A 21,084-nucleotide genomic window follows, 5' to 3' on the forward strand; every position below is an offset into this window, starting at 1 on the left:
AGCTACGAGGGAACCCGCAAGCAAAAGTCGAATGCCATTACTAAGGTTCTTCAACGCCACAGTTGGCGCAACTCCTTCTTCCCTTGACCGCCTACCGAGTTAGCTGACGGGTTCGGGCCGGAAGAAGCCCTACGGCGCTCAGTACTACCCAGTAGCGATACTCGGCAGTAGAGAGACACTGATTCACCCCAGGAACGGTTGGGTCCCCGGTTCACAGGCAAGCAGCAGAGATGGCAGCCATAAAAGCTGCACCCCCGTGCGAAGCCGTCGTCGTGATTCGGCGGTGACCAAACGGTGAATCCCGGACGGGAATCGGCTAGACGTAAGGTCTCGGAAAGATTACGGGATGATCGCGTTCCTGAGCAACGGTGACACGACCCAGTATGAGAGTCACCTTTGCACCCGGGCGCCGACTCCAGGGTTTACCTACCCCCAGGCCTGAGATTTCGCACAATTCGTGACCCACGACACAGCTGGTCTGTGACGTCGCTCATCCGGCTCGGCTACGGCGTGAAGCTTTCGCGTTAAGACCCTGTCGGGTTTCATTGGAGATCGGTGCGGCCGCCGCCGAACCACTCCCCACTGACGGACTTAGTCGCAACGGAGGAACCAGTCCACCGTCGGCCAGCGCGGCGAGGGCCGATCGTTCCTGCAGGTCGAGTTCGACCACCGCGACCTGATCGCCGCTGTCCAGCGGAGAAGTGTCGAGTTCGGACCTGGCGAGCGGCGGACTGGCCAGTAAGACGGTGATGACACAGTCGGCACAGCCGGTGTCGCGGATGGAACAGGTTCGGCAGTCGATCAACATGGTTACCTCCAGGACGTGAACCGGTCGGCGTCGGCGACGCCATAACCCATCGCCAAGGTATGGAGGGGGTCTGACAAATTCGGTTCTGACCGCTGCGCGGCGGGTCGAGAGAAATTGTCGGACCCTGTGATTAGCGTCCGATTCGTGAGTTCGACAACAGCCCCCGCGTTCATCCAGACCAGCCTCGACGATCTTGACGAGACGCTTCAGCAGACCACCTTCACCGTCGTCGATCTGGAGACCACCGGCGGCCGGGCCGGCACCGATGCCATCACCGAGTTCGGTGCCGTGCGCGTACGGGGTGGCGTCGTGCTCGGGGAGTTTCAGTCGCTGGTCGACCCCGGCATCGGTATCAGTCCGTTTGTCAGTGTGCTCACCGGCATCACCGACTCAATGGTGATCGGGGCGCCTCCGGCCGGCGAGGTACTGCTCTCCTTCCTCGAGTTCGCCCGCGGAAGCACACTGGTCGCCCACAACGCGCCGTTCGACGTCGGCTTTCTGCGCGCGGCCGCCGACGCCGGACAGATCCCCTGGCCAGCCTTTCCAGTACTCGACACAGCCGTACTGGCTCGTCGAGTGCTGACTCGGGATGAGGTACCCAACTGCAAGCTCTCCACACTGGCGGCCTACTTCCACGCAACCACGACGCCGGTTCACCGCGCGCTGGCCGACGCTCGCGCCACCGTCGACGTCCTCCACGGGCTGATCGCTCGGCTCGGGAACATCGGCGTCCAGACGCTGCCTGACCTCAAGGCCTTCACTAGCAAGGTCTCCGACGCGCAGCGCCGGAAGCGGCACCTGGCCGACGGCCTTCCTACCTCGCCTGGCGTTTACATCTTCCGCGACGAGCGCGGCGAGCCGCTCTACGTCGGGACCAGTCGAAACATTCGCTCGCGGGTGCGGCAGTACTTCCTGGCCAGCGAGACGCGAAGCCGGATGGGCGAGATGGTCGGCTTAGCGGCCCGCGTCGATCCGGTGGAGTGCAGCCATCCGCTCGAAGCCCAGGTGCGGGAACTGAGGCTGATCGCTGCCCACAAGCCGCGCTACAACCGCCGATCGAAGTTCCCGGAACGTCAGGTCTGGTTGAAGTTGACCGAGGAGGCCTACCCCCGTCTGTCCATAGTCCGCGAGGTAAGCGACGACAATGCCCGCTACCTCGGACCGCTGCGTACCCAGCGGCAGGCCGAAGCGATCCGAGACGCAATCCACGACGCGGTTCCGTTACGACAATGCAGCGACCGCCTCTCGCTGCGCCGTCGGGTGCGGGCCGCGTGCACACTGGCCGGGATAGGTCGCTGCTGCGCCCCCTGTGAAGGTGAGGTCAGCCCGGCCGGCTACGCCGAGTTGGCCGATCTGGTCGCGCTCGCCTGGTCCGGTGACGCCCGCCCGCTAATCGAGCCGCTCCAGCTGAAGGTGGAGCAACTGTCGACGGCCCAGCGTTACGAACATGCCGGTGTTGTCCGTGATCGGATGGCGATCGTGGTCCGCGCCTGTGCTCGCATGCAGCGAATCGGTTCGCTCACCCGCATAGAGCAATTAGTGGCGGCCGCCCCCGACGGCTCGGGAGGTTGGGAGCTCTGCGTCGTCAGCCACGGTCGTCTCACCGCTGCGGGGGTAGCGGTGCGGGGCAGATCACCATGGGAGGTGATCGAAGCCCTGCTAACCAACGCCGAGGCGGTACGTCCCGGGCCCGGCCCACTGCCGGCCGCCTTGGCCGAGGAGACCGAATGTGTCCTGCGCTGGCTAGAACAGCCGCTTACCCGGCTCGTGCAGACGTCGCAGGCCTGGTCTCACCCCGCGTTCGGGGCCGGATCGCTCACGCTGGCCGGCTACGCCAATGAGGGCCAGGCCAATGACCGCCGCCGACGCGAAATGGACCCCTTCGCTGACCGCCGGCGGCTTCCGTTGCTGAGCCGACCGGCGCGGTGACCCGCCCGCGCTGCCGGGATTGTCGATAGGATCGCGACCATGATCACTGCGATCGTCCTGGTCTCCGTTGAGTCCGACAGCATCCCTGAGGTTGCCCAGCAACTGGCTGACCTAGATGGCGTCAGCGAGGTCTACTCCGTCTCCGGCGACGTCGACCTGATCGTCATCGTGCGGGTGCGTGAGTTCGACGACATTGCCGCCGTGATCGCCGGCCGAATCAGCAAGGTCTCCGGTGTGCTGCACACCGATACCCACATCGCGTTTCGGGCCTATTCACAGCACGATCTCGACGCCGCCTTCTCGATCGGCTACTCCGAGTCGTGACGGCGAGATCGCCGTCGCGTCGCCGGTGGCCAAGGCAGGGTGGCGCCGTCATTCCCCGGCCGGTCGTCGGCCGCGTCAGCTAACAGCGTTAGCGGTCGCCGCTATCGCGGGCTGACGCACTGACCCGCACCCACTCCGCCAGCCGCGTTGCCGCGCAGCCGCTGTCGATCGAAGTACGGGCGACCTCGAGGCCCTGGGCCAATGCGTCTAGCAACGGCGCGCCGCCGAGCCCGTCGAATGCGGCGATCCCAGCGGCAGCATTGAGCAGGACGGCATCGCGAACCGGCCCCGGAGCACCGCCCAGCACCTCACGTACGACGGAGGCGTTGAAGATCCGGTCACCTCCGCGCAGGTCGTCCGGAGCGACGGTGGCCAGACCGAGAAGCTTTGGGTCGAGGACGCTGTGGCGCACCTCTCCGGCCTCAGCCGTCCACACCTGCGAGGTCGTGGTCGTGGTGAGCTCATCCAGCCCGTCATCACCCCGGAACACCATCGCGGTGTCGCCGCGATCGGCCAGTACCTGCGCCACCACCGGGGCCATCCGCAGATCGGCGCAGCCGATCGCCGCGGCCTCCGGGCGAGCCGGATTCGTCAACGGACCGAGCAGGTTGAAGGCTGTAGGGACGCCCATCTCCCGTCTCGGGGCACCGGCGAACCTCATTCCCGCGTGGTAAACCGGCGCAAAGCAGAATCCGATCCCCGCCTCGGCGACGGTTCGGGCCACCCCGGCCGCCGGCAGATCAATCACCACGCCAAGCTCCTCCAGCACATCCGCGGTTCCGCAGGCCGAGGAGGCCGATCGGTTCCCGTGTTTGGTGACCTGCCGCCCGGAGCCCGCGACGACCAACGCCGCCATTGTGGTTATATTCACCGTCTGCGCGAGGTCTCCCCCGGTACCGACGAGATCCACCGAACGTCCGGAAACGGTCACCGGGACGGCCCGGTCGCGCATCGTCGAGGCCAGGGCCCCCAGTTCGGCGGCGGTCTCCCCCTTAGCCCGCAGCAGCACCGCGAAGGAGGCGATCTGGACTGGCGTCGCATCACCGCCCATGATCTCGTTCATGGCCCACGAGGCGTTGGCCCCGCTCAGCTCCTCACGACGCAGCAGCGTGGCGAGGGTATTCGGCCAACTAAAGGCCGCAAAGGCCGTAGGCACATTAGTCATAGCCTCTGCGCGCCCGATCGTCGCCCGTTCACGATGTACTCAGCGAACTACGACGTCAACGAACCACGGGGATGCCGGCCAGCCGCGCGCGAAGCTGATCAGCCACCACCGTGGCCGCGGTAACCGGATCAAGTGGCGCGCTGATGACAGCGTCGGCCAGTGACCAGCTGGCCAACCAACCATCCTGAGGCCGCGCCACCAGAACGATGATCGGTGGGCAGTTGTCGATCTCATACTTGAACTGCCGGGCCAGGCCCATACCACCGGTCGGCTGCGCCTCGCCGTCCAGAATGACCAGGTCCAACTCGCCGGAATCGATCTGCGCGATCACCTGAGCGCTGGTCGAGCATTCGATCCAGTCGATCCGGGCCGAATCGGGCGATGGGCGACGCCCGATGGCCGTCCGCACCTGATCGCGCACCTCCGGTCGGTTGCTGTAGACCACAACATTGACCCGTTCGTTCTGCAGCGATGGCGACGTCATGGGAGGAGTCATGGAAGGAATCGTATCCAGACGGGCCAGCCACGATATTGACGGCTCCGCAGTCTGGCCGCAGTCGGGCCGCAGTCCGGCCGCAGTTTGGCCGCAGTTTGGCCTGAGCTCGAGCTTGTTCTGTGCCCCGATAGGCGGTGCACGGCCCCCGCTGAGGTGCTCGGATGGCCCTGGGAGACCAACTCGTCGCAGGGCTCAGGCTCAGGCCGGATATGCGGCTTATCGAACTCCAGAGCAGCCACAGACAAATCCCGGGCTATACCTCGATCCCTCCAAGCTGAGTGCCGAAAACTCAAGGTGATTGCCCAACCAGACGCGACACGCACCGTTCGGGTGACCCCAGCGTCAGCGGTGCTGGTGCGCAGGCAATAATGCGTACGTGACTTCAACCGCCACAGCGCCCGCCTTCGAATCCAGCAAGGTGCACTCCCTGACGCGGCCGAACCTCGTAAGTGTCGGCACCATCGTCTGGTTGTCCAGTGAGCTGATGTTCTTCGCCGGCCTCTTCGCCATGTATTTCACGGTGCGTGCCGCTAACGCCGGTAACTGGCCGATGAAGCTTCCGAACGGCGAATACCCCGACCTGGTGCTGTGGCACGGCATCCCGATGTACGCGCTGCCTTTCACGATCATCCTGGTGCTCTCCAGCGTCACCTGCCAGTACGGCGTCTTCGCCGCCGAGCGGGGTGACGTCTTCCTGCTGCGCCGCTGGTTCTTCCTCACCTTCCTGATGGGCTTCATCTTCGTACTCGGGCAGGCGAACGAGTACCGCCTGCAGGTCGGCGACGGCAACACGATCTCGGCCACCGGTTACGGCTCGGTCTTCTTCCTCACTACCGGCTTCCACGGGCTGCACGTCATCGGTGGCCTCATCGCCTTCATCCTCTTTCTCGCCCGAACCACTCTGGGTCGATTCACTCCGGCGCAGGCCACGGCCGCGATCGTCGTGTCCTACTACTGGCACTTCGTCGACGTGGTGTGGATCGGCCTCTTCTTCGTCATCTACCTGCTGCGCTGATGCGGACGAGCTGCCCGATAGCCGAGCAACCGACCGTATCGATATCTGAGAAGGGACGTCCGTGACCGAAGAGTTCGACGTCGACGACCTGGGGTTCACCCCCGCGGTCTCGGCCACCGGCGCGACCGAAACCGTCGCCTCGGCGACGAGCAAAAAATCACGTCAAGGTCGCAAGACCTGGCGTAAGCGGATCACCTCCGTCCTGGTGTTGGGTGCAGCGCTGGGCGCAATGGGCGGTGCGTACGCCATGTTCGCCACCTCCTCCGGCGCCGACGGCACCTCCTCCAGCCAGGCCGACATCGACGCGGGCCAGCAGCTCTTTGAATCGAGCTGCATCACCTGTCACGGCGCCAACCTGCAGGGCATCAAGGACCGCGGTCCCTCGCTCGCGGGTGTCGGCGGTGCCGCTGTCTACTTCCAGGTCAGCACCGGCCGCATGCCGGCCAGCGGCCAGGGAGCGGAGAACCTCCGCAAGACGGCCAAGTTCGATGAGCAGCAGACCGAGCAGCTCGCCGCCTTCGTGCAGTCGATCGCGGGCGGCCCCGAGGTGCCACAGGGCAACCTGCTCCTCGGTGACGACAAGCTCGCTGAGGGTGGCGAACTGTTCCGGCTCAACTGTGCTTCCTGCCACGGATCGACCGGCAAGGGCGCTCCGCTGTCGGCCGGCGCGGTCGCACCAGGGTTGAACGAGGCCACCGACCGCCAGATCTACACGGCCATGCTCACCGGACCGGAGAACATGCCGGTCTTCGGTGACAACCAGCTCACGCCGGATCAGAAGAAGGCAATCGTCACCTACGTCCGGTCGCTGCAGACGGCGAAGGATCCGGGCGGCAGCGGAATCGACCGGATCGGGCCAGTGTCTGAGGGCCTCGTTCTCTGGGTCGCAGGGGTCGGCGCTCTCGTGATCGCCGTGTTGTGGATTGGCGCGAAGTCATGAGTGACGCAGAAGTTCCCACCATCGAAGAGATCCAGACGATGACGGCCGACGAGGCGATGATCGCCGGAGCGGCCGTCGACGGTGTGACGATCGTCCATCGCCGGGACCGTTTTCCGGTGCGCGGCACGAAGGCCGAGAAGCGCCAGGAGCGACTCGTCTCCTCACTGTTTCTGCTCTCCGGGCTGGCCGGCGTTGCGTTCGTAGTCGTCTTCGTCGCCGTTCCGTTCCACTACGAGGGTCCCTTCACCGCGCAGAACTACCGGTTCTACACGCCGCTGCTCGGCAGCCTGCTGGCCGTCATGCTGGTCCTGATGGGCATCGGCTCGGTCCTCTGGGCCAAGTGGCTCATGCCCGAAGAGGAGGCCGTTCAGGATCGCCACCAGGAGCCTTCGACCGAGCAGGACAAGTTGCTCACCGCGGCCACCCTGAGCTCTGGTCTCAACGACACCGGCCTGCCCCGCCGTTCGATGCTGCTGCGCTCCTTGGTGGTCGCCGGTGGCGCCGTGGCAACCGTGCCACTGGTCGCGCTCGTCGGCGCCATGATCAAGAAGCCGGGCGACCAGCTGCACTACACGGCGTACCGGCAGGATCCGGCTGAATTCCCCAACGGCGTCCCGATCGTCTACTCCGATGGTCGCCGGGTCAGCCCGAACGACCTCGACCCCGGCGGCATCGCCACGGTCTTCCCGGGCGTTCCCGGGGCGATCAAGCTGGCCTCCTCGCCGACGCTCATCATTCGGCTTCGCCCGGGGCAGCGAGTGCACGCCCGTACGGGTCAGGAGTCAGACAACTTCGGTGACTACGTCGCCTTCTCCAAGATCTGCACCCACGCCGGATGTCCGGCCTCGCTCTACGAGCAGCAGACGACCCGCCTACTCTGCCCGTGCCACCAGTCGCAGTTCGAGGTTCTGCAGGACGCGAAGCCCGTTTTCGGGCCGGCCACCCGTCCGCTGCCGCGGCTACCGCTGGGTGTCGAAATTATCGATGGGCGGCAGTACTTTGTAGCTAAGAGCGACTTTCGGGAACCGATCGGCCCCGGCTATTGGGAGCGCAAAGCATGACGACGACAGCACCGACCAAGAGCTCCAAGAAGCCTTCCGGCACGCCCCGCACTCCGCAGGGTAAGGCCGGAGAATTTCTGGACTCCCGTCTGGTCATCGCCGGTCCGATCCGCAAGCAGCTGAACAAGGTCTTCCCTGATCACTGGTCGTTCATGCTTGGCGAGATCGCGCTCTATTCGTTCATCGTCCTGCTGCTCACGGGCACCTACCTCACCTTCTTCTTCGACGCCTCAATGGCGGACGTCGTCTACAACGGCTCTTACATCCCGCTCCGGGGTGTGACCATGTCGAAGGCCTACGAGTCGACGCTGCACATCTCCTTCGATGTGCGCGGTGGTCTGGTCGTTCGTCAGATCCACCACTGGGCCGCCTTGATGTTCGTGGCCGCGATGCTCATCCACATGCTGCGCGTCTTCTTCACCGGAGCGTTCCGCAAGCCACGTGAGTTCAACTGGATCATCGGTGTGCTGCTGCTGGTTCTCGGTGTCGTCGAAGGCTTCGCCGGTTACTCACTCCCCGACGACCTGCTCTCGGGTACCGGACTCCGCATCGCCGACGCGATCATGCTTTCGACGCCGGTGATCGGTACTTGGCTGTCGTTCCTCGTCTTCGGTGGCCCGTTCCCCGGCGACGCGATCATCGGCCGGTTCTACATCGCCCACGTATTGCTTATCCCGGCGATCCTGGCCGCACTCATCGGCGCTCATATGGCACTACTGATCCGCCAGAAACACACCGAGTTCCCCGGCCCCGGCAAGACCGAGGCAACGGTGAGCGGCGAGCGAGTCTACCCGGTTTACGCGGCGAAGGCCGGTGGCTTCTTCTTCATCGTGGCCGGCGCCATCTCCGCTCTCGGTGGCCTGGTGCAGATCAACCCGATCTGGCTCTTCGGCCCCTACAACCCGGCCCAGGTCTCGGCCGGCTCGCAGCCGGACTGGTACATGGCCATGCTGGACGGTTCGACCCGTCTCTTCCCGTCGTGGGACATCAGGCTCTTCGGCTACACCATCCCGGCCATCTTCTGGCCGACCGCTGTGCTGCCGATGATCCTGATCGGTATGGCCATCTCCTACCCGTTCCTCGAAGCGAAGATGACCAAGGACCGGGCGCATCACAACCTCCTGCAACGGCCGCGCGACGTGCCGGTCCGCACCAGCCTGGGCGCGATGGCGCTGACGTTCTGCTTCGTGCTCTTCGTATCCGGTGGAAACGACCTCATCGCCAAGGCCTTCGGCATCTCCTTGAACGCCATGACCTGGGGCGGTCGAATCGCGCTGATTGTGCTGCCGCCACTCGCCTACACCGTGTCGTACGTGCTCTGCCTGGGATTGCAGCGGCATGACCGCGAGGTGCTCGAGCACGGCATCGAGACCGGCATCATCATGCGCCTGCCCACCGGGGAGTTCATCGAAGTTCACCAGCCGCTCGGCCCGGTGGACGACCACGGTCATGGTCAGCTCAGCTACGCCGGCACGCCGGTACCGAAGCGGATGAACCGCATCGGCGCTGGATCGGCTCGCCACATCCGTGGTTTCTTCTTCCCGGTGAAGGAGAAGCCAGAGATTCAGGCGGCCCTGGACGAGGCGATCGCCGCGGAGAGTGCTCACGCTTCGGTCGGTGCCGGTGAGTCTGAGGAGCTGGTGGCTCACGTTCCCGCCGAGATCGAGGACTAGCCACTCCCCCACCCGTTGATCGCTGTCCGCAGCAGTCAAGGTTCCGGGCGCAAGCACGACTACGAAAAGCACGACTACGAAAGGGCCCGGGTCACCACGACGAACGTGGTGACCCGGGCCCTTTCACCTGTGTCCGCGGGCCGCCGCTGCCCTCGCAGACACCCAGGACCACGTCCGGGCGCACGTCCAGACGTCAGCCTGCGAGAATCCAGCAATGCCACAAGTCGACGAACCGCCAATCACGATCCGCTTGGCCAGGCCAGCTGACACGGCGGCGCTAGCCAGACTCCGGCATGGCTGGTCCGAGGAGAACGCCGGCGCCCCGATCGAAGACACTTCGTTCAATGAAGAATTTGCTCAGTGGTTTGCTGACGAAGCAGACCGTCGGGCCACCTACCTGGCCGAATCAGCGGGTCTGGCCATCGGCATGATGAACGTGGTCGTCTTCCAGCGTATGCCCCGTCCAGCGCAGCCATCGACGTGTTGGTGCTACCTCGGGAACGCCTTCGTTCTCCCCGATTACCGCAACCGTGGCACGGGTCGCCAGCTACTCGAGGCCGTGCTCGGTCATGCGCAGGCCATCAACGCGGTGCGGATCGTCCTCGCCCCGAGCGAGCGCTCAGTGCCGTTCTACGAACGTGCTGGCTTCGGGGCAGCCAGCATGCTGATGGCTATGACGCTCGCTGAATGATGCACCGGATCCGCGACCCAAGGTAGCGGTCTAGCGGAGGGGCTGCCGTCCGCCGATGTAGTACTCGAAGAGCAGCCCGCTGACGGTGGTCAGGATCAGCACGACGCCGACCAGCATCAGCCACACCTGCACCAGTGCGGCGCCCGCACCGGTCACCGTCGCCGAGAGGGCGATACCGACCGGCCAGTAGCTGCCCGGGCTGAAGAAGCCGAGCTCGCCGGCACCTTCGGCGATCTCGGCGTCGTCGAGATCCTCCGGTCGCGGGTCGATACGGCGCGAGACGAACCAGAAGAACGACCCGGCGAGCCCCATGAGCCCACCAGAGAGGATGAGCGCCGACAGACCGGCGTACTCGACGTGCCCGTCCGCCCCGTTGGTCCAGAAGCCATAGATGCCGGCGATAACGAAACAGAAGAGTGCGATAAGCAGAAAGAGTCGAGCTTCGACCTTCATTTGTGTCCGATCTCCTTCTTACGACGCGGACTTGACGTTGCGGTCGGTGTTGAACGGGTGCGTGGTGGTGGCGTATGGGGCCTGCCCGATCTCGGCCAGCGCCTTGCTCTGTCGAGCCGGATCCGTCGGGCCGATCTTGGTCAGCGCGTCAAGATACTGCCGGTAGACGTCAGGATCGACAACCCTTACTTCGAAGTTCATCTGCGAGTGGTACGTCCCGCAGAGTTCCGCGCAGCGACCGACATAACTTCCGTCGGTCGTCGGTGTGATCTCGAAGCGGTTGTCCCGCGCGGTGCTCGTGGTGCCGTACGGAATCACGTCGCGCTTGAAGAGGAACTCCGGCACCCAGAAGGCGTGGATCACGTCAGAGGAGTGCTCGACGAACTGCACCGTCTCACCGCGCGGGATCAGCAGGATCGGAATCTCCTCGCTGCTACCGACCGTCGACGGCGCCTCAGCCGGGCTGGTGCCCGGGTAGGTCAACTGGGTTCCGTGATCCTGCAGGTATTCGAACTGCCAGTTCCACTTGAAGGCGTCGACCTGAACCAGCACATCGGGATTCTTCGACAACCGGTTGACGTTGTTCTCGGTCTTCACCGTGAAGAAGAAGAGACCAGCGATGACGAAGAACGGAGCGATTGTGTAGGCCCACTCGATCACGTGGTTGTAGCGCGTCTGCTTCGGCAGTTCGTCGGACTTCTTGCGGTACCGGATGCAGGCCCAGAATATGAGCCCCCAGACGCAGACTCCGACCGTGAGGGCAGCGACGGACGACCAGGTCCAGAGGACCCGCATTTTGGTGGCCTGATCAGTCACACCGGTCGGCCAGCCGAAGCGCAGCTTGGCCTCGATGTCGTGCGCGGAGCAACCCGCGAGCGAGACCATGGCGGCAGCCGACAACAGCATGAAACGCACCGGGCGCATCCAACGCTTACGCTGCACCGATTGACCACCTCTCGAGCTTCTGCAAAGTCAATTGGGAGCCTATCGGACACCTACCTTGCGCTCCGTCAGGGGTCGGCGTGCCGCGGGTCACGTGCGTCATCGGCGATACTGGGGTGCCGGCGTCGTCGCTGCGACGTAGTCGCCGGATCGCCGGTGACGTGGTCACCGGACCGTTGGTGACGTGGTCACCGGCTGACCCCTACGTCGTCGCAGAGGAACACGGGTATAGAGACTGTGTGTGGTCTGATCGGATTTCTCTCAGCGGACGCGGGCGCCGCGAAGGCGGAGTCGCTGATCGAGGGTTCGCTCTCCTCCATGCGCCACCGGGGCCCGGACGAGGGTGGAATCTGGGCCGACGCCGACGTCGTCATCGGGTTCCGGCGTCTGTCGATCATCGACATCGACCACTCGCACCAGCCGCTGCCGTATCTCAACGGCCGCTACCACCTGATCTTCAACGGCGAGATCTACAACTACATCGAACTGCGCGAGCGGCTGGTCCGCGAGTTCGGTGCGGTCTTCGAAACCGACGGCGACGGCGAGACGATCGTCGCCGGTTACCACTACCTCGGCGAGAAGGTCGTGCGCGAGCTGCGTGGCATGTTCGTGTTCCTGATCTGGGATGCCGAGGAGCGCGTCGTCTTCGGCGCGCGGGACTGGTTCGGGATCAAGCCGATGTACACCTACTCCGACGAACGAGGAGTCTTCTTCGGCAGCGAGAAGAAGTGCCTTCTCGACGTAGCTCTACCCGGCACCACGGCGGAGGTCGACCTCACGGCCCTGCAGCACTACCTGACACTGCAGTATGCGCCCGAGCCCGGATCCATGCATCGACGAATCCGCCGCATCGAGTCCGGTACGTACTTCACGCTCCGGCCGGGCGAAGAGGTCGTAGCCCACCGTTACTTTCACCCGGACTTCGCCATCCGGCCGGTCAGCGACCCGGCAGCCCTCTACCGGCGCATCACAGCGGCGCTGGAGGAGTCGGTGGCCCTGCATATGCGGGCTGACGTGACGGTCGGTGCGTTCCTCTCCGGCGGGATCGACTCGACCGCCATCGCGGCGCTGGCCAAGCGGCACAACCCGAAGCTACTCACCTTCACCACCGGGTTCGAGCGAAGCGGGTTCTCCGAGATCGACGTCGCCGCCGAGTCGGCCGCCGCCATCGGCGTCGAGCACATCACCAAGGTGGTGAGCGCTGAGGAGATGATGCAGACGCTGCCGCTGATCATCTGGTACCTGGAGGACCCGGTCGCCGACCCGGCGCTGGTCCCGCTGTACTTCATCGCCCGTGAGGCTCGCAAGCACGTCAAGGTGGTGCTCTCCGGCGAAGGCGCCGACGAACTCTTCGGTGGGTACACGATCTATCGGGAGCCGATCTCGCTGCGCCCCTTCGAACGGGTGCCGATGCCGCTGCGCCGCCAGCTCGGGAAGCTGGGCGAGCAACTGCCGGAGGGGATGCGGGGCAAGGACCTGCTGCGTCGCGGGTCCATCGAGATCGAGCAGCGCTACTACGGCAATGCGCGCATCTTCCGCAATGACGAACTGGCCGACACCGGACTTCTCAAGACGTTCGATCCGAAGCTCTCCCATCGGGACGTCACCGATCCGCTGTATGCCCGCACCAGGCACCTCGACGGCTCGACCCGGATGCAGTACATCGACCTCTTCACCTGGCTGCGCGGCGACATTCTGGTCAAGGCCGACAAGATGACGATGGCCAACTCACTTGAGCTGCGTGTGCCGTTCCTGGACACCGGCGTCTTCGAGGTTGCCTCCACCATTCCGACCGACCTGAAGATCACGAAGGAGACGACCAAGTACGCCCTGCGCCAGGCGCTGACCGATATCGTCCCGGCGCACGTGCTGAATCGGGCCAAGCTGGGCTTCCCGGTCCCGATCCGGCATTGGCTCAAGGACGAGATGTATGACTGGGCGCGGAGCATCATCACCGACGCCCAGACCGCACACCTCATCGACCCGGCCGAGGCACTGCGGCTGTTGGATGCGCACCGGGCCGGGCCGCACGACTACTCGCGCAAGATCTGGACGCTGCTCGTCTTCATGCTCTGGCACGGCATCTTCGTCGATCAGCGGATCCATCCGGTCGTACCCGAACCGGTCTACCCGGTGAACATCTGATGGGCTCCATGTTCTCGCGGATCGCCAGTCTGTTCGGCGGGCGCTCGGGCAGCGCCTCACCGCGCAATCGCCAGCGCGCCGACTATCTCGGCGACTTCACCGGAGTGGCCCGCGCCGAGTATGCACCGAAGCCGAACGGACGGCCGGACCCGGGCGAGATCGTGTGGACCTGGGTCAGCTACGAGGACGACCCGAAGCAGGGGAAGGACCGTCCGGTCCTGCTCATCGGCCATGACAGCCGCAGCACCTCGCTGCTGGGCCTGGCGCTGACCAGCAAGGACCATCACGCCGGTGCCCGTGTCACTGGTGGCGTCACTGAGACCCGCGATGGGCGACACTGGTTCGACCTGGGATCAGGCGCCTGGGATCCCCAGGGACGCCCAAGTGAAATCCGTCTCGACCGTGTGCTGCGGATCGACCCCGCGGCGGTGCGGCGCGAGGGTGCAAGCATCGACCGGGCTCGATTCGACGCTGTGATCGCCGCCCTCAAGCAGGCGAAGGGCTGGCGCTAGCGCTCGACCGCCGCAGGGTGGCAGCTACTGCGGCCGGACGGCTAGCCAGTCTGCTACTCGGTGGCGATCGTCTTCAGGAACGGCGCGACCTCGCTGGCCGCCTCGTCTCCGTAGGACTCGGCCAGGCGATCAGCGAAGTTCTGCATGGTGACGGTGTGTTCCTGGGTCCCCACCGTCTCCAGTACCAGCGTGGCGAGCAGGCTGCCGACCTGGGCCGACCGCTCCCAGCCCAGTCCCCACGAGCGGGCGGCCAGCAGCCCGGCCCGGAAGCCGTCGCCGACCCCGGTCGGATCGACCTTCGCCCGTTCGCGGGCCACCGGCACGCGGATCGTGTCGGCGCCGCGTGCCTCGATCTCGACGCCGGAGGATCCCAGCGTGGTGATCCGGACCTCGACGCGAGCGCGGATCTCGTCATCACTGAGTCCGGTCTTGGACGCGAGCAGACTCTTCTCGTAGTCGTTGGTGAAGAGCAGGGTCGCCCCGTCGATCAATGAGATCAGCTCCTCACCCGACATTCGGGCGATCTGCTGAGAGGGATCGGCCGCGAAGGCGAACCCGAGCTGGCGGCACTCCTCGCTGTGACGGACCATCGCGGCCGGGTCGTCGGCGCTGATGACGACCAGATCGGCGCCAGTGCGCTCGACGGCGGGGGCGAGCTCAATGTTCCGGGCCTCACTCATCGCGCCGGCGTAGAACGACGCGATCTGATTCATCTCTTCGTCAGTCGTGCAGACGAAGCGCGCGGTGTGGTGCGCCTCCGAGACGTAGACGGAGTCACAGTCGACACCGTGGCGCTCCAGCCAACTGCGGTACTCCGCGAAGTCAGCCCCGACGGCGCCGACCAGCACTGGGTTCTCGCCGAGCTGCCCCATCCCGAAGGCGATGTTTGCCGCCACACCGCCACGACGGACGACGAGGTCATCGACGAGGAAGGAGAGGGACACCTTGTGCAGGTGCTCGGCCAGGAGGGAATCCGAGAACTTGCCCGGAAAGTGCATCAGATGGTCGGTTGCGATGGAACCGCTCAGGAGAACAGGCATGGTGCAGACGCTACCGAACGCGGAAGGCAGCGCCAACCATCACGGTCGGCGCTGCCTTTTGCGATCTTGCTGATGTTTGTGTATCGGGCCAGCCTTCGGCGACTAGCCGCAGAAGGAGTTACCGCAGGCACAACCGCCGGAGGCCTGCGGGTTGTCGATGGTGAAGCCCTGCTGCTCGATGGTGTCGGTGAAGTCGATCGTCGCGCCGACGAGGTACGGGCCACTCATCCGGTCGACGACGACCGGGACGCCTTCGTAGTTCAGTTCGATGTCGCCGTCGAGGGTGCGCTCGTCGAAGAACAGCTGGTACTGCAGGCCGGAGCAGCCACCGGGCTGGACGGCGACGCGCAGACGAAGGTCGTCGCGGCCCTCCTGCTCGAGCAGGACGCGGACCTTGCCGGCGGCAGCGTCGGTCAGGGTTACCGACGTGGCCGGTGCGTCGGCGGGTGCAGCGGTCAGTTCAACCTGAGTCGCGGTGTCGATTGCGGTCATTCAGTACTCCCCAAGGGATGGAAAACGGTGGTCGAGACGGTGTCGGAATCGCGATTACACGAGCTGCGAACTCTCAGAGACCAATTCAGCTCCCTGTGGGAACCATCATGGGCTCAGCCGATATTCCCATCGTAGTGGAAAAGTCCGGCAACTGAGGCTCAGCGGCGCACTTCACCGTCCACCACGGCGACCGGAATGCTGGTCAGGCCACGCGTGGCCGGTCCGGAGATGCGTTCACCGGTCGAGGTGAAGCGCGAATCGTGGCACGGGCAGACGAACCCCTCGCTGGCCGAGAGATAACTCACAGGGCACCCTTGGTGCGGACAGACCGCATCGACGGCGGTGAAGTCCCCCGGTTGCAGCTGAAGCACGAAGGCCGGATCACCGGTACTGGGGTCGGTGACCGGCAGCGCGGCGCCCACCGCTACAGCGGATGCTTGGGCCAGGACTGCCCCGCCACCCGGGGTGGGTACCGGTGTCGGCGCGACGCCGGCCTGCCGGGACCGGTGCACCGGCCGCAGCAGGGCAGCTGCGGCGGCGATCAGCAGGGTCACCGCGCCCGCCCCCGCGGCGAGGACGCTGCGGCGGCCGATCGCATTGGAGGGCGATCGGTCGCCCGACGCAGTGGGGCGGCTGAAGAGAGCGGTCACCTCGAAGACACCGCCGCTACCGGCGATCAGAATTGGTGTGAAAGCGAAGAGGTAGACCACGTCGTCACTGGTGTACCAGGGGTCGGCCCGCCAACTCACCGTCAGCCAGAGTGGCAGCACCAGCAGCATCCCGCCCAGTGCCGCGACCCGGGTGAAGAGCCCGCAGGCGAGTCCCACGCCGACCGCCAGCTCACCCAGAGCGATCAGGAGCCCGAACGCGGAGCTGTGTGACTGGACCGGCCCGAGGAATGAACCGATCGGGCTAGCGGTGCGGGCCGCTGTGACGGTGGCGTGCAGCGACAGTGCCGAATGCCCGTCGAGGAACCGCGGGTCGGCGATCTTCGAGATGCCCCCGTAGAGAAAAACGTAGGCCAGAAATGCCCGCAGTGGCAGCAGCAGCCACCCCGGTTCGCCGGCCCGGGCACGCCAACGATCGGACAGCTGGGGACTCATGTCGGCAATTCTCCCCCGTCTATCCCCCGCTTATCCCCCGCACCTGACCACCCGCCTGACCACCCGCCTGACCACGTATCCATCGCCGACCGAATCCCACCACCCAGTCATCGCCCGGTCACTCTCCGACCGACTCGACGGTCGAGCTGCCCACTCCTCCCGGCCCCGGCGAGAGCAAGCAGGCAGAATCAGCTCGAGCCATGGTCGGCGCCATCGCATTTGCGCACTATTCTCATAGGCGTGAAGATTCTGCCCCGACGCTCCACATCGGACGCCTCCGCCCAGCAGTTGGATTCGACGCCTGAGGTGAGCGCCACCTCAGGCGCCGCCGCCAAGGGTCGCCCCACGCCCAAGCGTCGAGACTCCGCGCCGCGCCGGGCCCCGGTCGTCGCGCCGCCGCAGAATCGTCGCGAGGCGATGAGCTGGCAGAAGAACCAGGCGAAGGCGGCTAAGGCCACCTCCGCTACGCGGTCCGGATCGGCCGCACCGGCCCGTGGAAGCGTGGCCTATCGAGATGCCTACCGTCGCGGCGACGAGTCAGTTCTGCCCAAGCGTGACCGCGGGGCCACCCGCCGACTAGCCCGCGATTGGGTCGATTCACATCGAATGATCAGCAACTACATGCTGATTCTGTTCCCGCTGATGCTGCTCGGCTTCCGCATCCAGTACGTGAACGTCGTCGTGCTCGCGCTGTTCATGGTGATCGTGGGCGAGTGGTTCCTCACTGGTCGCAAGGTGCTACTACTGGCCAAGAGTCGCGGCATCGAGACGCGGGAATCGCCACTGAGCATCGGTTTCTACGCCGGAAGCCGCTCCTACCTGCCCCGCCGCTGGCGTCTGCCGGCGCCGCAGGTGAACCGCGGCGACACGATCTAGTTCAGCCCGGCCTTCTCCGGCAGCGTCTAGCTAGGTTGATTAGCCAAGGACTCATCGGCGGCGGCGTCTTGGATGCCCAACGCCTCGACCAAGGGACCACCCTCGCTTGCCGGAACCGTTCGGTCCTCGTTAGCTGACTCCTCGACCAGCCCGGCCGGGGTGCGCGGCGCCGCCACCTGCCAGGATGAATCCGGGTTGGTCAGGTCGAGCATGCAGACCTCAGCGAAGTGAATGAGCTCCGCCTCAAGCTGCTCCGGCGATCGCGTACGCCCTGATCGCCACCAGTGGTGGGTTATCGCGGTCACCGCACCGATGAGCCCGATCGTGCCGATGCTGTAGTCACGCTTGATCACCTCACCCCGGCTGATCGCCCGCTGGACCTCGATATCGACGATCTGGGTCCACTTCTCGCGCTGCTTGAACCGGTAGTCCTCAACGGCCGGACTGACGCCGATGATCTCGACGTGGATTATGCGCACGTAGATCGGATCATTTACCGTCTCCCGCACATAGGTGGTGAGCCCGGCGACCGCGCGCTGCTGCATGGTCGCCTCCTCAAGCCCCATCAGCGACTCGAAGACCTTCATCCAGACCCGGTTGGTCAGTTGGCCGTGCACCTCCATGAGGAGCGCTTCGCGGCTGTCGAACTCCTCGTAGAAGTTGCGAGTCGAGACGCCGGCCCGGCTGCAGATGCGCTCGATCGGGGTGGCGGCGTATCCGTCGGTTCCGAATAGTTCAGTCGCACTCTCGACCAGGCGTGCGTGCCGGTCAGCCCGGCGCTGCTCGGCGGTGCGCCCGCCATAGGCGCGGTTACTCATATTGCCCACCTCCGGCCCTCATTCTGAAAGGAGCATAGGGCCGTAGACGAACGCACCGTCATGAAAAAGGGTGACCTGTGTGACACCTTGTTCGGCCAGCTGGGGCCACGTCTCGCCAACCCAGCTCTCGGCGTCGGACTGGCTCGGATGCACCGGATTCTCGATCTCTGCGAGCGCTGAGCGACTCGGGCCGGACTCGTTTTCACTGGCCGCGCTCTCGAGTTGCCACGTCCACGCCATGCTCATTCCACCCATCTGGTCAGCGACACGTTCACTTTCACGACATCGCCGTTGACGATATCCCGTTAGGTCCGCATACGGACAGTGCCGAATCGCTCAGATCGATGGATGGACGCGCGGAGCGCCGAGCGGCGTGTCCGTCCCACATCCGAGGAGGCAAGATAGCCCGGTGACCGACGACGAGAACCTGCTCGCTGACATCATCGACTGGCCGGACTCGGACTCGGCCCGCGCCGAGTCCGAACGCTTCGCGGTTCACCCCGGTTGGGGTCGGTTGGCCGGTCTCGCCAAATGGGCGGCGGCCGTCCAGCAGCAGTCACCGGCCCGTCGGTTCCTACGTCCTAAGCTGGTCATCTTCGCCGGCGACCACGGACTCGCCGAGGCAGACATCTCGGCCCATGAACCGGGCTACACCGCCGCGCAGCTCGCCGCCCTGCGGGACGGATCGTCGCCCATCAATCGGCTGGCTGAGCTCTCCCGGGTCGGGCTTCGGGTGGTGGACGTGAGCTCGACGCGCCGCAGCGGCGACGGGACGGCCGCCTCGCCGGACCAGTCCTGGATCCGGGACGCCAGCGGCCGGGCCGACCTGGAAGATGCGCTGGACGCCGACCAGACGCGACGCGCCCTTCAGCTCGGCGCAGACATCGCGGACGCCGAGATCGAGGCGGGCACGGACCTGCTGCTCCTCGGCGACGTCGGCCGAGGCAGCACCGCGGTCGCCGCAGTGATCGTCAGTGTGCTGGCCGGCGCCGAGCCGCTGAAGTGCATCGGACGGGGCTCTGGGGTCGATGACGAGGGGTGGATGCGCAAGATGACCGTCGTGCGCGACGCCCGGCTGCGGGCCTGGCCGCAGCGGCATGAGCCGGCCGAGCTGCTTCGGGTCACCGGCGGCGCCGACTTCGCGGCGATGACCGGCTTCCTCCATCGAGCGGCCGCCCGCCGCACCCCGGTGCTGTTGGACGGTCTGGTCAGCGCGGCGGCCGGAATGCTCGTGCAGCGGGCCGATCCGGTGGCCGTGCAGTGGTTTCATGCCGCGCAACGCTCCAGCGAAGCCGGTCACGCCCTCGCGCTGACGCGCCTCGGGCTCACCCCGATCCTGGAGCTCGGGCTGGCCACCGGTCAGGGTGCGGGCGCGCTGCTCGCCTTCGAACTGCTGCAGGCTTCGCTCTCGGTACAGCGCTAGCTAGCGCACGTGCGACGGCACGAACGGCGGCTTCACGATCACCACCGGCGACGGACGCCCCCGCACGTCCAGCACGACCTCGTCACCCTCAGCCACCCCAGCGTCAACCGAGACCAGAGCGAGCCCGATGCCGCGCTTCAAAGTCGGTGAGAACGTCCCGCTGGTGACCTCGCCGATGACGCCACCGGTGGCGTCGAGCAGCTCCATGTGAGCCCGTGGAATTCCCCGTCCGACGGCGCTGAGACCCCAGAGGACGCGCGCCGGTCCGGCCGCCTTCTCGGCCAGCAGCGCCTCGCGACCCCAGAACGTCTCTTTCTTCCAGCCGACGGCCCAGCCCGATCGAGCCTGCAATGGTGATATCTGGAGGGAGAGGTCCTGCCCGTGCAGCGGATACCCCATCTCGGTGCGCAGCGTGTCGCGGGCACCGAGGCCGGCCGGCATCCCACCGAAGCCGCTGATCACCTCGGTTAAGGCATCCCACACCTGCACGCTGGTGTCCCACTTCGGCAGGAGTTCATAACCGTGCTCGCCGGTGTAGCCGGTGCGGCAGATACGAATCGGCTCGCCGTTGAAGGTGTCGTCGATGTAGGCCATATACGGCAGGTCGTTGGCCAGATCGAGGGCAGCGAGAACGTCAGCCGATCGCGGGCCCTGCACCGCCAGGACTCCGTAGTCGCGGTGCTGCCCGCGGACCTCGATCCCATCGGGCGCGGCCGCTACCAATCGCTCGACCACCGCAGCGGTGTTCGCCGCGTTCGGCACCAGGAACACCTCGTCATCGCTGACCAGGTAGGCGATGAGATCGTCGACGACACCACCCGCCGAGTCGCAACACAGCGTGTACTGAGCCGAGCCCGGCGCAATACGCCGAAGATCATTGGTCAAACAGCTGTTGACGAACTCCGCCGCACCGGGGCCCGCCACCAGCGCCTTCCCCAAGTGTGAGACGTCGAAGATGCCGACCGCGTCACGAACCGCGGCGTGTTCCTTCAACACGCCCCCGCCGCTGGCCGTGTATTCAATCGGCATCTCCCAGCCGCCGAAGTCGGCCAGCTTCGCCCCCAGCGCGACGTGGCGGTCATAGAGCGGGGATCGCAGTAACTCAGTCATGCTGACACGCTACGACGAGGTGGCCGGTGCGCCGACAGAGGTACGTCAAACCGGGGACAGCTAGGGTG

21 protein-coding genes and 1 riboswitch are annotated in these 21,084 nt (G+C 65.6%); of the genes, 11 read left to right on the forward strand and 10 right to left on the reverse strand.

The window, feature by feature from the left end:
• Positions 1-73 precede the first annotated feature (73 nt).
• Positions 74-246, reverse strand: a riboswitch (cyclic di-AMP (ydaO/yuaA leader).
• A 244-nt stretch (positions 247-490) separates the two neighbouring features.
• A complete protein-coding gene (locus CPH63_RS17670) occupies positions 491-808 on the reverse strand; it encodes a hypothetical protein (RefSeq protein ID WP_241895719.1) in 318 nt (105 codons plus the stop codon).
• 144 nt (positions 809-952) lie between these two features.
• Between CPH63_RS17670 and CPH63_RS17675 the strand changes: the two genes are divergently transcribed.
• Complete coding sequence (locus CPH63_RS17675) at positions 953-2,737, forward strand: DEDD exonuclease domain-containing protein (protein ID WP_172892231.1); 1,785 nt, start codon at positions 953-955, stop codon at positions 2,735-2,737.
• 39 nt (positions 2,738-2,776) lie between these two features.
• Complete coding sequence (locus tag CPH63_RS17680) at positions 2,777-3,061, forward strand: Lrp/AsnC family transcriptional regulator (RefSeq protein WP_096304120.1); 285 nt, start codon at positions 2,777-2,779, stop codon at positions 3,059-3,061.
• Positions 3,062-3,149: 88 nt separating this feature from the next.
• On the opposite strand, the gene trpD is transcribed toward CPH63_RS17680, so the two are convergent.
• Positions 3,150-4,226: an anthranilate phosphoribosyltransferase gene (gene trpD, locus CPH63_RS17685; protein ID WP_096304121.1), complete on the reverse strand. Its 1,077-nt coding sequence runs from the start codon at positions 4,224-4,226 to the stop codon at positions 3,150-3,152.
• Between the two features lie 55 nt (positions 4,227-4,281).
• On the reverse strand, positions 4,282-4,722 hold the full coding sequence (locus tag CPH63_RS17690; protein WP_241895720.1) for a hypothetical protein: 441 nt from the start codon (positions 4,720-4,722) through the stop codon (positions 4,282-4,284).
• A gap of 376 nt (positions 4,723-5,098) precedes the next feature.
• On the opposite strand from CPH63_RS17690, the gene CPH63_RS17695 reads away from it, so the two are divergent.
• The 5 genes from CPH63_RS17695 to CPH63_RS17715 all read left to right on the forward strand — a co-directional run bounded on the left by CPH63_RS17695 (position 5,099) and on the right by CPH63_RS17715 (position 10,102).
• Positions 5,099-5,737: a heme-copper oxidase subunit III gene (locus CPH63_RS17695; protein ID WP_096304123.1), complete on the forward strand. Its 639-nt coding sequence runs from the start codon at positions 5,099-5,101 to the stop codon at positions 5,735-5,737.
• Between the two features lie 88 nt (positions 5,738-5,825).
• Positions 5,826-6,677 (forward strand): c-type cytochrome, encoded by an 852-nt coding sequence (locus CPH63_RS17700; RefSeq protein ID WP_371365021.1) that lies wholly within the window; start codon positions 5,826-5,828, stop codon positions 6,675-6,677.
• Positions 6,674-7,738 (forward strand): ubiquinol-cytochrome c reductase iron-sulfur subunit, encoded by a 1,065-nt coding sequence (locus CPH63_RS17705; protein ID WP_096304124.1) that lies wholly within the window; start codon positions 6,674-6,676, stop codon positions 7,736-7,738. Before CPH63_RS17700 ends, CPH63_RS17705 begins: the two co-directional genes overlap by 4 nt.
• On the forward strand, positions 7,735-9,411 hold the full coding sequence (locus tag CPH63_RS17710) for a cytochrome bc complex cytochrome b subunit (protein ID WP_096304125.1): 1,677 nt from the start codon (positions 7,735-7,737) through the stop codon (positions 9,409-9,411). Before CPH63_RS17705 ends, CPH63_RS17710 begins: the two co-directional genes overlap by 4 nt.
• Before the next feature lie 214 nt (positions 9,412-9,625).
• Positions 9,626-10,102, forward strand: a complete 477-nt coding sequence (locus CPH63_RS17715) for a GNAT family N-acetyltransferase (RefSeq protein WP_096304126.1) — start codon at positions 9,626-9,628, stop codon at positions 10,100-10,102.
• 30 nt (positions 10,103-10,132) lie between these two features.
• Here the strand turns inward: CPH63_RS17715 and CPH63_RS17720 are convergent, their stop codons facing one another.
• Positions 10,133-10,555, reverse strand: coding sequence for a cytochrome c oxidase subunit 4 (locus CPH63_RS17720; protein WP_096304127.1), 423 nt, complete (start codon positions 10,553-10,555; stop codon positions 10,133-10,135).
• Positions 10,556-10,573: 18 nt separating this feature from the next.
• A complete protein-coding gene (locus CPH63_RS17725; protein WP_197704419.1) occupies positions 10,574-11,497 on the reverse strand; it encodes a cytochrome c oxidase subunit II in 924 nt (307 codons plus the stop codon).
• A 237-nt stretch (positions 11,498-11,734) separates the two neighbouring features.
• On the opposite strand from CPH63_RS17725, the gene asnB reads away from it, so the two are divergent.
• Both asnB and CPH63_RS17735 read left to right on the forward strand, forming a co-directional pair.
• Positions 11,735-13,642 (forward strand): asparagine synthase (glutamine-hydrolyzing), encoded by a 1,908-nt coding sequence (gene asnB / locus CPH63_RS17730; RefSeq protein ID WP_096304129.1) that lies wholly within the window; start codon positions 11,735-11,737, stop codon positions 13,640-13,642.
• Between the two features lie 8 nt (positions 13,643-13,650).
• On the forward strand, positions 13,651-14,154 hold the full coding sequence (locus tag CPH63_RS17735) for a type II toxin-antitoxin system PemK/MazF family toxin (protein WP_197704420.1): 504 nt from the start codon (positions 13,651-13,653) through the stop codon (positions 14,152-14,154).
• Between the two features lie 53 nt (positions 14,155-14,207).
• Here CPH63_RS17735 and CPH63_RS17740 read toward each other — a convergent pair whose 3' ends face one another.
• From CPH63_RS17740 to CPH63_RS17750, 3 genes are all read right to left on the reverse strand, one after another.
• A complete protein-coding gene (locus tag CPH63_RS17740; RefSeq protein WP_096304131.1) occupies positions 14,208-15,194 on the reverse strand; it encodes a carbohydrate kinase family protein in 987 nt (328 codons plus the stop codon).
• Between the two features lie 102 nt (positions 15,195-15,296).
• Positions 15,297-15,686 carry an iron-sulfur cluster insertion protein ErpA gene (gene erpA, locus CPH63_RS17745; RefSeq protein ID WP_096304132.1) on the reverse strand — a complete coding sequence of 130 codons (390 nt, stop codon included), beginning with the start codon at positions 15,684-15,686 and terminating at the stop codon, positions 15,297-15,299.
• Between the two features lie 158 nt (positions 15,687-15,844).
• Positions 15,845-16,789, reverse strand: a complete 945-nt coding sequence (locus CPH63_RS17750; protein WP_096304133.1) for a Rieske 2Fe-2S domain-containing protein — start codon at positions 16,787-16,789, stop codon at positions 15,845-15,847.
• Between the two features lie 240 nt (positions 16,790-17,029).
• Between CPH63_RS17750 and CPH63_RS22420 the strand changes: the two genes are divergently transcribed.
• Positions 17,030-17,665 (forward strand): DUF3043 domain-containing protein, encoded by a 636-nt coding sequence (locus CPH63_RS22420; RefSeq protein ID WP_157749631.1) that lies wholly within the window; start codon positions 17,030-17,032, stop codon positions 17,663-17,665.
• Positions 17,666-17,691: 26 nt separating this feature from the next.
• Here the strand turns inward: CPH63_RS22420 and CPH63_RS17760 are convergent, their stop codons facing one another.
• The gene (locus CPH63_RS17760; RefSeq protein WP_096304134.1) at positions 17,692-18,483 is read right to left on the reverse strand and encodes a TetR/AcrR family transcriptional regulator; all 792 of its coding nucleotides are present in this window, start codon (positions 18,481-18,483) and stop codon (positions 17,692-17,694) included.
• Between the two features lie 409 nt (positions 18,484-18,892).
• Here CPH63_RS17760 and CPH63_RS17770 point away from each other — a divergent pair, with 409 nt between their 5' ends.
• Positions 18,893-19,906 (forward strand): nicotinate-nucleotide--dimethylbenzimidazole phosphoribosyltransferase, encoded by a 1,014-nt coding sequence (locus tag CPH63_RS17770; RefSeq protein ID WP_157749632.1) that lies wholly within the window; start codon positions 18,893-18,895, stop codon positions 19,904-19,906.
• Here CPH63_RS17770 and gcvT read toward each other — a convergent pair whose 3' ends face one another.
• Positions 19,907-21,016, reverse strand: coding sequence for a glycine cleavage system aminomethyltransferase GcvT (gene gcvT / locus CPH63_RS17775; protein ID WP_096304136.1), 1,110 nt, complete (start codon positions 21,014-21,016; stop codon positions 19,907-19,909).
• Between the last annotated feature and the right edge of the window lie 68 nt (positions 21,017-21,084).

Origin of the sequence: Jatrophihabitans sp. GAS493 (genome assembly GCF_900230215.1) — a bacterium.
Classification (GTDB): Bacteria; Actinomycetota; Actinomycetes; order Mycobacteriales; family Jatrophihabitantaceae; genus MT45.